Source organism: Pseudomonas sp. DD1 (assembly GCF_044510355.1).
GTDB classification, from domain to species: Bacteria; Pseudomonadota; Gammaproteobacteria; order Pseudomonadales; family Pseudomonadaceae; genus Aquipseudomonas; species Aquipseudomonas shahriarae.
The window spans coordinates 222119-235187 of the sequence record NZ_MSAJ01000011.1 but is presented as its reverse complement, the minus strand read 5'-3'; the positions used below and the strand labels follow the sequence as shown (position 1 = coordinate 235187).

Here is a 13069-nt window from a genome sequence, read left to right as displayed (position 1 = left end):
AGTGATCAGAGCTGATAGTGCTTCAGTTCCCGTGCAATCACCATGCGCTGGATCTCACTGGTACCCTCATAAATCTGCGTAATCCGCGCATCCCGGTAGTAGCGTTCCACAGGGTAGTCTTCCAGGTAGCCATAGCCGCCATGGATCTGCATCGCCGAAGAGCAGACTTTCTCGGCCATTTCCGAAGCAAACAGCTTGGCCTGGGAGGCTTCGGACAGGCACGGCTTGCCCGCACTGCGCAACCGTGCGGCATGCAGGATCAGCAAGCGTGCGGCATTGAGGCGGGTCTGCATGTCGGCCAGCAGGTTGGCCACGCTCTGGTGCTCAATAATGGCCTTGTCGAACTGCACCCGGTCACGGGCGTAGGCCAATGCCGCTTCAAAGGCCGCGCGGGCAATGCCCAGGGCCTGGGCGGCGATACCGATGCGCCCACCCTCCAGGTTGGACAGGGCAATGGCCAGACCCTTGCCGCGTTCGCCCAGCAGGTTGGCTTCCGGCACGCTGCACTGGCTGAGGGTCACGGCGCAGGTGTCCGAGGCGCGGATGCCCATCTTGTGTTCGGTACGGTCCACGGTAAAACCTGGGGTGTCGGTGGGCACCAGGAACGCCGAAATGCCCTTTTTGCCCAACTCCGGGTCGGTCACTGCAAACACAATCGCTAATTTGGCCCGTTTGCCATTGCTGACAAACTGCTTGGCGCCGTTGATCACCCACTGGCCATCACGCAATTCGGCGCGGGTGCGCAGGTTGTGGGCTTCGGAGCCGGCCTGGGGCTCGGTCAGGCAAAAGCAGCCGATGGCCTGGCCGCTGGCCAGTTCAGCCAGCCAGGTTTCTTTCTGTGCCTGTGTGCCGTAGTTGAGGATCGGCCCGCAACCCACTGAATTATGGATACTCATCAGCGCGCCTACCGCGCCGTCACCCGCAGAAATCTCCTCGACGGCCAGGGCGTAGGCCACGTAATCCACATAGGTGCCCCCCCATTCTTCCGGCACTACCATGCCCAGCAGGCCCAGTTCTCCCATCTTGGCGACCAGGCCGTCGTCGATCCAGCCGGCCTTTTCCCAGGCCTGGGCATGGGGCGCGATTTCGCCACGGGCAAAGTCGCGCGCCATGTCGCGAATCATGACTTGTTCTTCTGTAAATTCAATATCTTGCATGAGTTAGTTCCCGTTCTTCGCGAAGTCTTGGAAGAAGCTGTCGACGTGGTGCTGGTCCAATGCCGAGAGCGTTGGCGGGTTCCAGCGCGGGGCTTTGTCCTTGTCGATCAACAACGCGCGCACGCCTTCGATCAGGTCGCCCCGGGCGAACCACTGGCGGTCCAGGTGCAGCTCCAGGGCGAAGCAGTCTTCCAGTGCCAGGTGGCGACCGCGTCGCAGCATCTGCAGGGTGACGGCCATGGCCAAGGGGGAGCGGGTCTGCATCAACTGCGCGGTGCTCAGCGCCCATTCATGGCTATCGGCAACGGTCACTTGTTGCAGTTGTTCGACAATGCTCGGCACATCCGGCTGGGCAAAGAAGTGGTCGATGGCCGGGCGCAGGGCGGCCAGTGGCGCATCCGGCAATTGTTGCACCGCAAGCTTGGCCAGCAAGCCTTGCAGGTCCTTGAGTGGCGAATCGTGCCATTGCAGGTGGTTGAGTTTCTGATCCAGTTCCGCCAGCCTGGCGCTGTCCAGGTACCAGTCGGCGAGCCCGCAGTACAGGGCGTCGGCGGCGCGGATCTGCACCCCGGTCACCCCCAGGTAAATCCCCAGCTCGCCAGGAATGCGCGGCAGGAAGTAACTGCCGCCCACATCCGGGAAGTAACCGATGGCCACTTCCGGCATGGCCAGGCGGCTGCGTTCGGTGACAACCCGCAGGTCGGCCCCCTGGACCAGGCCCATGCCGCCGCCCAGGACAAAGCCGTCCATCAGGGCGAGGACCGGCTTGCGGTAATGATGAATGGCCAGATCGAGGGCGTATTCTTCGACGAAGAAGTCTTCATGCAGGGTGTCGCCACCCTTGAAGCTGTCGTATAGCGAGCGGATATCGCCACCGGCGCAGAAGGCTTTCTCGCCGGCGCCGCGCAACACCACGGCATGCACCTGGGCATCCTCGGCCCAGGCGCGCAAATGCGCCGAAAGGCTGCGGACCATGTCCAGGGTGATGGCATTGAGGCCGGCGGGGCGGTTGAGGGTCAGGTGGCCGATATGGTTGCGTACTTCGGCCAGGACGCTGTCCTGGGAGGACTGGGTGCTGCATGTCGCCTGGGACTGAGCCTGAGCAGTCATCTGTAACTCCCTGCTTTTATTGTTCTTTATCAAAATGTTCGCGGGCGAACCATCTCCGGATCGTACCAGTGCAAATTTGCCCAGTACAAGCCGGAATCCTGCAGGTCATCTTTGCATTTATGCAGGGGGTATTCGATAAAAAACCAGGGTGGGCGCGCCTACACCCGGCTGGCCAGCACTTGGCCAATGCTGCGGCGGCGCGCATGGTCTTCGGCGATGTGGATCAGCTCTTCCAGTTCGCTGGGGGTGACGTCGAAAAACTGCTCCATTTGCGCCAACGCCTGCTCCAGGTCCACGGCGGTGATTTTGGCGTCCACCTCCCGAGCGTGCGGTTGCACCATCACCGGCACCTCGGCGGGGCCCTTGGGGTAACGGGTGCGGGTGAGGTTGTTATAGGCCAGTGCCGAGAGCAGCAGGGTGCCAGCCCCCAGCATGACCGGCCCGACCTCCTGCCAACCCAGGGCGATGCTGGCCGGGTCGGCAAGGACCAGGGTCATGGCCAGGCCACCCGAGGGCGGGTGCAGGCAACGCAGCCAGCACATCAGCATCAACGCCATGCCCGCCGCAAGGCAGGCGCTGCCCAGGGTCCGGCCCAAGACCCGGGCTACCAGCAAGGCCACCACACTGGCGCATAAATAGCTGCCAATAATCGACCATGGCTGGGCGAGGGCCCCCGATGACACCGCAAACAACAGCACGGCAGAGGCCCCCAGCGGACCCAGCAGGTGCATGGCCACTTCCAGGCCATACACCTGGGCGCAGAGCCATACGCTAAACAGAGTGCCCAGGGCCATGCCGATGGCGGCGCGGCTCCATTCGGCGGGACGGGTATTGATATCAGCGGGTAACCAACGAGCGAGCATTGCGGGGCAGTCCAATCTTCAAAGGCGAGTAGGAAATAATGCGGGATCAGGCAAAAAGAAGGGCTTTGCGGTTTCCCGCAAAGCCCAACGAAAGTTCCAACATTTGGGGGAGGAACCGGCGCAGTGTGCCGATCAATCAAAACCCTCGCCAATGCATATTAATGCAGGTTAAGTGCAGTATTTTTGCATCAACACCGCTCATACCCCAGGCTGACCTTGCCCAGCACCCGCTCGTGGTTCTCGGCATTGATCAACGACTTCTGCACACTTTCCCGCAGCCGTGGGTCATTGGCCAGCGGCCCCTTGAGCGCGACCAGGGCGTCGCGCAGCTCCATCAGCCGATCAAGGGTGGGCATGGGGATATAGCCGACATGTACCTGCTCAATAGGCAATTGCTCTTTAACCATGGCGGCGATCCTCTGAGGCGTCTTTTGAACGTTTGGCGGTAACTATGCAGCACAGATGTAAAACCAGTTTAGCGCCGGGGTTATGGGGCTGATAGGGGCGCTGGTACCGGCATTTACGGATACAAACGTAGGAGCTTTCTTGATAGTGCGTGTGGCGCTTATGACCACCCCACAGGGCTTTAAATGCCTGCTATGGCCCAGCCCGCTCCAGACGCAGCAGCACATAGGTGTTTTTATCGAATGACCCCGTCAGTACCGGCGTCAACCCGCGCCAGCGTGGTTCATCGAGGCGCTGGAAATCAGCCTGGTCCATCACCAGCCACGCCGGCGTCGGCAACGAGGCCAGGTCGGCAGGTGCCTGGGTAAACAGCGGCACCCGGTCACATTCCACATTGACCATGAACTTAATGGCCTTGGCGTCTTTACCCAAGCCATGCAATACCAGCGGCGCCGGGTCCTGCTGGATCAGCGCATGGGCCTCGCGGGCAAAGGTGCGGGTGTCGTAGAGGCGGCGCTCCACGGGTTCGACCACCAGGATGTACAGGCCCCATACCGCCAGCACCGCGCAAAACGCCGGCCCCACCGGGCGCCAGCGCCACTTGAGGAGCATCCCCACACTCAGGAGCTGCAAGCCGATCAACAGGCCCAACACGCCCTGGAAATGCTCCAGCTGCGCAGCAAAGCGCTGGCGCGCCACCAGCAGCGCGCCGATTAACAGCCCCGGGGTCAGCGCCCACAGCCCCAGCATCAAGCCCCGCAGCCCCTTGAACAGCCGCCCGTCCACCCTGTGGAACGGGTACGCGGCGATAATCGCCACCATCGGCATCATCGGTAACACATAGCGGGCTTTTTTCGCCTCGGGGATCGACAGGCCAAGCAGCACGATCAAACCCGCAGCCGTGCACCCCAGCAACAACTGCCATGCGCTATCAGCGGGGCGCCGGGCACTGAACAGCACCGCCAGTAGCGCCAGCAGGGCCAACGGGTAGGCCGGGGCGTAGTTGCCCAGGGAGCTGCTGAAGTAATACCAGACGCTGCTGGAGCCTTCGCGGCCGTCCATGCGCCCGAGGAACTGCATGCGGATCACGTCCTGCATAAAGCTTTCGCCACCACTGACCTTGGCCAGCAACAGCAGCAAGCCGACACACGCCAGCAGCAGCGCCAAGGCCAGCACGCCGAAGCTGAACAACCGGCGCCACTGACGGTTGAGCAGGTAATAGCTGCACAACACCCCGGTGGGGATGACCAGGCCGATGGGCCCGCGAATCGCAAAGCCGAGCAATAACAGGAGCAATAGCCAGGGCAGGCGCCGAGGACTGGCGAAGTGATCGTGGGCGTAGCCCAGGTAAAACAGCGCCAGGGTCACCGCCGCCAGCATCTGATCCAGGGAAACCGCGCGGGTTTCGCTGATAAATGTGCTGCTGAGCAACAACAACGCGATGCTCAGCAGCGCCCAGCGCTGGGAGTAGGGCGCGGTCAGGCGGTAGACCAGGGCGACGATGACCGCTGAGGCAACGGCGGTCGGCAGCCAGGCACTGAAGCTGGTGACCCGCCCCAGGGGCAGCGACAACAGCCAGGTCAGCAGGGTTGAGGTCGACAGGTAATCGGCATACGGCTGGCCATAGGTGGTGGGGAAAAACCCCGGCCCGTGGCGCAACATCTCCTGGGCGAACAGCACAAAGCGTGAGTCAAAACCGATAATTGCCTGGTCCCAGTTGCCGGCGACAAACAGCAGCAGCGCCAGGAGCCCGACGCCCCAGGATTGGCGGTGCAGGGCCGGGCTGGCTAGCGTGTCCACGCCTCAGGCCTCCAGCAGCCGGGGTACCCACTGTTGCTGGGGGATCGGCAAGTCGCAGGACTGCCCACGCCCTATCGGGAAGTAGTGGAAGCCCTTGCGCGCCAGGCGCTCGGCGTCATACAGGTTGCGCCCGTCAAAGATCACCGGCGCCTTGAGGCGTGCGTGCAGCAGGTCGAAATCCGGGGCTTTGAACTGCTGCCACTCAGTGCAGATGATCAAGGCATCGGCGCCGCCCAGGGTCGATTCCGGGGTGCCCATCAGCATCAGGCGCGGGTCATCGCCGTACAGCTTCTGGGTTTCCTGCATGGCCTCAGGGTCGAAGGCCCGCACGTTGGCCCCGGCGGCCCACAGCGACTCCATCAGCACCCGGCTGGGGGCGTCGCGCATGTCGTCGGTGTTGGGCTTGAACGCCAGGCCCCACAAGGCGAAGGTCTTGCCACGCAGTTCGCCTTTGTAGAAGGCCCGGATCCGCTCGAACAGTTTGCTTTTCTGCCGCTGGTTGATGGCTTCCACCGCTTCGAGCAGGTCACTGGAGCAATTGGCTTGGCGAGCGCTGTGGATCAGCGCGCGCATGTCCTTGGGGAAGCACGAGCCGCCGTAGCCGCAGCCCGGGTAGATGAAGTGGTAGCCGATCCGCGAGTCGGCGCCGATGCCCAGGCGCACCGATTCGATATCGGCCCCCAAGTGCTCGGCCAGCTCGGCGATCTGGTTGATAAAGCTGATCTTGGTCGCCAGCATGCAGTTGGCGGCGTACTTGGTCAGCTCGGCGCTGCGCACATCCATAAAGATAATGCGGTCGTGGTTGCGGTTGAACGGCGCGTACAGGTCGCGCATCACCTCACGCACTTCTTCGCGCTCGCAACCGATGATGATCCGGTCGGGGCGTCGGCAGTCGGCCACCGCAGAGCCCTCCTTGAGGAATTCCGGGTTGGAGACAATATCGAACACCAGGCTGCGACCGGCCAGGGCCTTGTCGATATGGGCGCGCAGGGTGTCGCCGGTGCCCACCGGGACCGTGGATTTTTCCACCAGGATTACCGGCTCTACGCGATGGCGGGCCACCGCATCGCCCACCGACAGCACATACTTCAAGTCCGCCGAGCCGTCTTCGTCAGAAGGCGTGCCAACCGCAATAAACAACACTTCGCCATGCTCGACCGCGAGTTTTTCCTGGCTGGTAAAGGTCAACCGGCCGTTTTCCAGGTTTTCCCGGACCAGGCTGGCAAGGCCCGGCTCGAAAATGCTCACATGGCCCTGTTGCAGCAGGCGCACCTTGTTTTCGTCAACGTCCATGCAGATCACATCGTGACCGACCTCGGCCAATACGGTGGCCTGTACCAGGCCAACGTAACCACTACCAAATACGCTGATTTTCATGGGGTATTCCTAGGGCTTGTGTTGCCGATACGACGGGAGTTGATGGTCAGCACACCCAGGATGACCAGAGCCACCCCCAAGGTCCGTGACAGGGAAAAGGGTTCGTTGAAGCCCGGCAGGCTGGCCGCCAGCAGGTACACCAGGACGTAGCTGATACTCAGCAACGAATAGGCGCGACCCAGGGGCAGGTGCTGCAGCGCGCCGAGCCAGCACAGCATCGACAGGCCGTAGGCCACGATGGCCAGGGCGACCACGCCCAAGGCCACGGGATCAACCATGGGCACGGCGAGCCACTCCGCCGGCAATGGCAGGCGCGTCATGCTCCAGCGCATGCCCAACTGGGCCGCGCTGACCAGTGCCACGCTGGATAACGCCAGGGTGAAACCGCGCAACCGGCTCATACCTGGCCTCCCAGCAGCAGCACGCCGGCCATCACCAGGGCCACGCCCACCCAGTGGCGGCGATCCACCGGCTCATGGAACACAAAGCGCGCCACCAGGGTGATCAATACAAAATTCAGGCTGAGCATCGGGTAGGCAATCCCCACTTCCAGGCGTTGCAGCACCAGCAGCCACACCAGCAGGCCCAGGCCCAGGCACATCAGGGCCGACCAGAGCCAGGGCGAGCGCAGTTTCAACGCCCAGCCCGCCGGCTGGCCACGCCAGCCTTCCACGGCATACTTTTGTGCGATCTGGCCCATGCAGGTCAGCAGGCACGCGGCCAGGAGCAGCAGGAGGGTGATCAAGGTGCCACCTGCGGGAACAGCAGAATCACCATATTGCCTTGCTCGTAGCGCTTGCCGTCTGCGGGCAGCAATGCCAGTTCGCGTTGCTCAGATGCGCCCTTCACGCGCATTACCACGCCCACCGAACCCTGTTTGCGCGCGTCGCCCAGCCACTGCTGGACGCTTGCGAGGTCGACCCGGCGGGCGGTGCTGTCGGCATAGGCCAGGCCGTATTTGACTTCACCGATGGTGTTGTACAGCGCCACGTCCGGGCGCTTGAGCCGCCACGCCAGGGCCGAGGCTGCGCCCAGGTCGTTGCTCAGCAGGCGCTGGGTAGCCGCCAGTTCAACGGCGTGGTCGATAATGAACTGGTCCGGAGTCTTGTTATTGACCACCGAGTGCGGCAACGCCGCCGGCACCAGGGCCACCAGTAACCAACTGCCCAGTGCCGGCGCCGCCCACAAACGCAACGGGCGTACCGCCTGCAGCAGGTTGGCGATGATCCAGCCCAGCAGCACGCTGAACACCAGCACCAGGCTCAGCAGTTCCTGCTGCGGGGCATAAATCGGCTTCTTCAACTGGAAGTACACGATTGCCAGCAGGCCCAGCACTCCGATAATCAGGTTGAGCCAGCCATTGACTTGCAGCACCCGGCCACGGGCCTGGGCCAGCTTGTCGGTCAGGGTATGGCCCATCAGCAATGCCAAAGGCAGCAGGCACGGCAGGATATAGGCCGGCAGCTTGCCCTTGCTCAGGCTGAAAAACGCCAGGGGCATCAGCAGCCACAACAACAGGAAGCCGATCTTGTGCGTGCGTTTTTCCTGCCACGCCTGTTTCAGGGTGGAGGGCAGCAGGGCCAGCCACGGCAAGCTGAACGCGGCCAGCAACGGCAGGTAGTACCACCAGGCTTCTTCGTGCTGGGCATCTTCACCGGCAAAACGCTGGATGTGTTCGTGCCAGAAGAAGAAGTTCCAGTAGTCGGGCTCCTGCGCATGCACCATCAGCGCCCAGGGCAGGCTGACCGCAATCGCCACCGCCACGGCAACCAGGCCATAGGCCAACAGTTCACGCAAACGCTTTTGCCAGACCATATAGGGCAGGGCGATCAATACCGGCAGCAGCCACGCCAGAAAACCCTTGGTCATGAAGCCCATGGCGCAGGCAAACCCCAGCAAGGCCCAGGCCGCCAGGCGGGCGCGTCGGGTCTGGCTGTCGATACATAGCCACAAGGCCACGCCGCTGAGGTTGACCCAGAAACTGAACTGCGGGTCGAGGTTGGCGTAGCCACCGGACATCGCCACGCTGATAAAACTCATGTACAGCACGCTGCTGACCAGGCTCTTGCGCGGATCGTTCCACAGGCGCCGGGCCATGAAGTACACCAGCAATATGCTCAAGCCCGTGGCCAGCGCAGAGGCTACGCGCACGCCGAACAGGTTCTGCCCGAACAGCGCCTGGCCGAGGGCGATCATCCAGTAGCCGGCCGCCGGTTTTTCGAAATAACGGATGCCCATAAAGTGCGGCGACGCCCATTTGCCGGTCAGCAGCATTTCCTGGCTGATTTGCGCATAGCGGGTTTCGTCCGGGATCCACAGGCCATGGGTGACCATCGGCAACAGATAGCACAGGCCGAAGACCAACAGGAGCAGGGGCAGGGCCCAACGTCGGATCATGCCTGTTGCACTCCCAGCCAGCCTTCGCGGCCGCCGAGTACGCCGCGTGTCAGATGCGCCAGGGGCAGGCTGGCCGGATCGGCCGGCAGCAGGTTGCCCAAGGGTTGGAACTGGATGCCGCGCTGTCCTGCCTGGGCGAGCAGTTGGCGAAATTCATTGGCCATCAGAATCCCTTCTACTTCTGCGTGGATCGTATAGACGTTGAGTGTCGATTCGGTGAACCGATCAAGAATGAAGCGATTGAAGTCCTTGGCCGCGACCTGTGGCCCGACCACCTCGTCGAAGGTCGGCAGGTCCACCGGGACCTGTGGCGTGCCAGCGCTGCCATCGGCGAGGACCGGGCGGAACAGGCTGGTGCCACGACAATCGCTGTTGTAGCGCAAGCCAAAGCCTTGCTTGGCCTGCACCACACGCTCATCGGCCCGCCAGCCGGCGGCGGCAGAACACTGCACCGGGGCGCCGAGGATATCGCCCAGGGTGTCGAGCCCACGGCGTACCTGCTCCACCAACTGCGCATCGCTCCAGCGCCCGGCATTGGCTTGCCAGCCATGGTGATCCCAGGCGTGCAGGCCCACTTCGTGCCCGGCGGCCTTGGCCTGGCGCATCAGGTGCCCCAGGTCGCGGCCAATCGGCTTGCCCGGCCAGGCAGTGCCGGCCAGCAGAATGTCCCAGCCATACAGCCCGGCAGCGTTGGAGCGCAGCATCTTCCACAGGAACTGCGGGCGGATCAGGCGCCACAAGTGGCGGCCCATGTTGTCCGGGCCGACACTGAAGAAGAACGTCGCCTTGATACCGGCCTCATCCAGCAACTCCAGCAACCGTGGCACGCCATCACGGGTGCCGCGGTAGGTGTCGACGTCGATGCGCAGACCTGCCTTCATTATTTGCCTGCTTCGCTGGACTGGGCGATTTCCAGCATCGCTTCACGCAGGAAGAAGTCCAGGGTGTTGCCGATGGTTTCGCTCATCGCCACGCTCGGCTCCCAGTTCAACAGGCGCTTGGCGTTGGCAATGCTCGGCTTGCGGTGCGCCACATCCTGATAACCGGCGCCGTAGAACGCCTTGCTTTCCACTTCGCGAAAGCCCGCGAATGGCGGGAAGTTACCGCGCAACGGGTGGGCCTCGAACTGACGCAGCAGCTCTTCGCCCAATTGGCGGATGCTGGCTTCGTTGTCCGGGTTGCCGATATTGATGATCTGGCCGTTGCACGCGTCGTTATCGTTGTCGATGATCCGCGCCAGGGCCTCGATGCCGTCGGCAATGTCGGTGAAGCAGCGCTTCTGCTCGCCGCCGTCAAACAGGCGGATCGGCGTGCCTTCCACCAGGTTGAGGATCAACTGGGTAATGGCCCGGGAACTGCCGATGCGTGCCGAGTCCAGGCGATCCAGGCGCGGGCCCATCCAGTTGAATGGGCGGAACAGGGTGAAATTCAGACCCTTGGCGCCATAGGCCCAGATCACCCGGTCCAGCAACTGCTTGGAGACCGAGTAGATCCAGCGCTGTTTATTGATCGGGCCGACCACCAGGTTGGAGGTGTCTTCGTCGAAGTTCTGGTCCTGGCACATGCCATAGACTTCAGAGGTCGACGGGAAAATCACGCGTTTGTTGTACTTGACGCAGTAGCGCACCAGCTTGAGGTTTTCTTCGAAGTCCAGCTCGAACACGCGCAGCGGGTTGCGGGTGTATTCGATGGGCGTGGCGATGGCCACCAGCGGCAGGACCACGTCGCATTTCTTGATGTGGTACTCGATCCACTCCGAGTGAATGCTGATATCGCCTTCCACATAATGGAAGTTGGGGTGGCTGCGCAGGCGCTCGATGGCGTCGGAGCCGATATCCAGGCCGTAGACTTCGTAGCGATCGTCGCGCAACAGGCGCTCGGACAGGTGGTTGCCGATAAAGCCGTTGACCCCCAGGATCAGCACGCGGGTACGCCGTGGTTTACCGCCCGATTCGGCACCGCGCAGGATCGAGCCATCCACCAGGCCCAGCTCATCGGCCAGGGCCGGGCCGGTCAGGTACAGGCCATGGTCATTGCGCTGGCCGAAGTGGATGACCAGAGAGTCTTCACCGCAGGCAATGCGCAGCGGGTTGACGCTGATCACACGGCCGGGCGCCTGGCCTTCGTTGCCCTTGAGTACTTCGGCTTGCCATACGATCAGCTTGTGTTCGCCCACGGCACAGAAGGCGCCAGGGTACGGCTGGGTCACGGCCCGCACCAGGTTGAACAGCTGTTCTGCAGGTTTGCTCCAGACGAGCTTGCCGTCCGCCGGGGTACGGCGGCCAAAGCAGGTGGCCTGGCTTTCGTCCTGGGCGGTTTCGCTCAACGTGCCCTTGGCCAGTTGCGGCAGCGCGTCACGCAGCAACTGGGTGGCCGCCTCGCGCAGCTTGGCGTGGAGTGTCAGGCCGGTGTCGCTGCGTTCGATCATGACTTTTTGCTGGGCGAGAATCGCGCCGGCGTCGGCACGCTTGACCATACGGTGCAGGGTCACGCCGGTTTCGGTTTCGCCGTTGACCAGCACCCAGTTGGCCGGCGCGCGGCCACGGTATTTGGGCAGCAGCGAACCGTGCAGGTTGAACGCGCCCTGGCGCGCGGTGGCCAACAACGCCTCGCCCAGCAGGTTGCGGTAGTAGAACGAGAAGATGAAGTCCGGGTTCAGCTTGGCCACACGCTCGACCCACAGCGGGTGGTTGGCGTCTTCCGGCGCGTGCACCGGGATGCCGTGGCGGGCGCACAGCTGGGCGACCGAGCCGTAGAAGGTGTTTTCCTTGGGGTCATCGGCATGGGTGAACACGGCAGCAATCTGGTAGCCCGTAGCGAGCAGGGCTTCGATGCCTGCACAGCCAATGTCGTGGTAAGCAAAAACAACAGCTTTAGAACTCATGACGAAACCTGACTGGAAGAGGAAGTGGACGATTGGGAAGAGGGCAGGCCATCGACGATGACCGCTGGCGCTGGGGCTGTCGGCTCGTTGCGCAGCACCTTTTCAATAAAAAAGCGGGGGCGGGCACGCACATCGCTGTACATCCGCCCGAGGTATTCGCCCAACAGGCCCATGCCGATGAACTGCCCGCCAGTAAACACAAACAGCACGGCGAACAGTACGAACAGGCCATCGCCGGCCCAATCGGCACCAAAGGCCAGGCGCAGCACGATCAAGGCAAACGCAAACAGCATGCCCAGGGCCGCCAGGCTGAAGCCGACGATGGACAACAGGCGCAGGGGCGTGGTGGTCATGCAGGTCAAGAGGTCGAACATCAGGCTGATCAGGCGCATGGCGCTGTATTTGGATTCGCCGTGTTCGCGCTCGGCGTGGTGCACCAGAATCTCCGTGGTATGCCGCGCAAAGCCGTTGGCCAGGATCGGGATAAAGGTGCTGCGCTCACGGCAGGCGAGCATGGCATCGACGATGGTGCGCCGGTAAGCGCGCAGCATGCAGCCATAGTCGGTCATGGCCACGCCGGTGGAGCGCTGCACGGCCAGGTTGATCAGGCGTGAAGGCCAGCGGCGAAAGGCCGAGTCCTGGCGGTTGTTACGCACGGTGGCGACCACGTCGTAGCCCAGGGCGGCTTGCTCGACCAGGCGTGGAATCTCTTCGGGCGGGTTTTGCAGGTCGGCATCGAGGGTAATCACCACCTCGCCCCGGCATTGTTCGAAACCGGCCATGATTGCCGCGTGCTGGCCGTAGTTACGGTTGAGGATCACGGCCACCACATGGCTGCCGGCCTCGCTTGCCGCGTCTTCGAGCAGTTGGGCGGAACTGTCGCGGCTGCCGTCGTCTACCAGGATGATTTCATACTCATAGGCCAACTGCTCGCACGCCGCACGGGTACGGCGCAGCAGTTCGGGCAGGCTCTGTTCTTCGTTGTAGACCGGGATAACGATCGACACGCAATGAATAGGGTAGGGTTTCAAAGATTCATGACCTCGGATTAGAGCAACTTTGAGCGTAGAGATGAC

At 62.7% G+C, this 13069-nt stretch carries 12 protein-coding genes; all 12 read right to left on the bottom strand.

Annotated elements, in window-relative coordinates; all coding sequences use genetic code 11:
* Positions 1–5: 5 nt before the first annotated feature.
* Entirely contained in the window at positions 6–1157 is a 1152-nt protein-coding gene (locus PSFL_RS08965) for an acyl-CoA dehydrogenase family protein (RefSeq protein WP_057436580.1), read from the bottom strand.
* Positions 1158–1160: 3 nt separating this feature from the next.
* The gene (locus PSFL_RS08960) at positions 1161–2267 is read right to left on the bottom strand and encodes an enoyl-CoA hydratase/isomerase family protein (RefSeq protein ID WP_057436579.1); all 1107 of its coding nucleotides are present in this window, start codon (positions 2265–2267) and stop codon (positions 1161–1163) included.
* A gap of 158 nt (positions 2268–2425) precedes the next feature.
* Positions 2426–3130: an HPP family protein gene (locus PSFL_RS08955; RefSeq protein WP_057436577.1), complete on the bottom strand. Its 705-nt coding sequence runs from the start codon at positions 3128–3130 to the stop codon at positions 2426–2428.
* 188 nt (positions 3131–3318) lie between these two features.
* Complete coding sequence (locus PSFL_RS08950) at positions 3319–3537, bottom strand: type VI secretion system contractile sheath small subunit (protein WP_057436575.1); 219 nt, start codon at positions 3535–3537, stop codon at positions 3319–3321.
* Between the two features lie 190 nt (positions 3538–3727).
* On the bottom strand, positions 3728–5335 hold the full coding sequence (locus tag PSFL_RS08945) for an ArnT family glycosyltransferase (protein ID WP_397469923.1): 1608 nt from the start codon (positions 5333–5335) through the stop codon (positions 3728–3730).
* A gap of 3 nt (positions 5336–5338) precedes the next feature.
* Complete coding sequence (locus PSFL_RS08940) at positions 5339–6712, bottom strand: UDP-glucose/GDP-mannose dehydrogenase family protein (protein WP_057436571.1); 1374 nt, start codon at positions 6710–6712, stop codon at positions 5339–5341.
* The gene (gene arnF / locus PSFL_RS08935; protein WP_057436569.1) at positions 6709–7113 is read right to left on the bottom strand and encodes a 4-amino-4-deoxy-L-arabinose-phosphoundecaprenol flippase subunit ArnF; all 405 of its coding nucleotides are present in this window, start codon (positions 7111–7113) and stop codon (positions 6709–6711) included. Before arnF ends, PSFL_RS08940 begins: the two co-directional genes overlap by 4 nt.
* Positions 7110–7457, bottom strand: coding sequence for a 4-amino-4-deoxy-L-arabinose-phosphoundecaprenol flippase subunit ArnE (gene arnE / locus PSFL_RS08930; RefSeq protein ID WP_057436567.1), 348 nt, complete (start codon positions 7455–7457; stop codon positions 7110–7112). The genes arnF and arnE overlap by 4 nt, the downstream gene beginning before the upstream one ends.
* The gene (gene arnT, locus PSFL_RS08925; RefSeq protein ID WP_057959491.1) at positions 7454–9109 is read right to left on the bottom strand and encodes a lipid IV(A) 4-amino-4-deoxy-L-arabinosyltransferase; all 1656 of its coding nucleotides are present in this window, start codon (positions 9107–9109) and stop codon (positions 7454–7456) included. Before arnT ends, arnE begins: the two co-directional genes overlap by 4 nt.
* The gene (arnD, locus tag PSFL_RS08920; RefSeq protein ID WP_170059307.1) at positions 9106–9993 is read right to left on the bottom strand and encodes a 4-deoxy-4-formamido-L-arabinose-phosphoundecaprenol deformylase; all 888 of its coding nucleotides are present in this window, start codon (positions 9991–9993) and stop codon (positions 9106–9108) included. The genes arnT and arnD overlap by 4 nt, the downstream gene beginning before the upstream one ends.
* Complete coding sequence (gene arnA, locus PSFL_RS08915; protein ID WP_120733132.1) at positions 9990–11993, bottom strand: bifunctional UDP-4-amino-4-deoxy-L-arabinose formyltransferase/UDP-glucuronic acid oxidase ArnA; 2004 nt, start codon at positions 11991–11993, stop codon at positions 9990–9992. The genes arnD and arnA overlap by 4 nt, the downstream gene beginning before the upstream one ends.
* Positions 11990–13024 carry an undecaprenyl-phosphate 4-deoxy-4-formamido-L-arabinose transferase gene (arnC, locus tag PSFL_RS08910; protein ID WP_057436554.1) on the bottom strand — a complete coding sequence of 345 codons (1035 nt, stop codon included), beginning with the start codon at positions 13022–13024 and terminating at the stop codon, positions 11990–11992. Before arnC ends, arnA begins: the two co-directional genes overlap by 4 nt.
* Positions 13025–13069 lie beyond the last annotated feature (45 nt).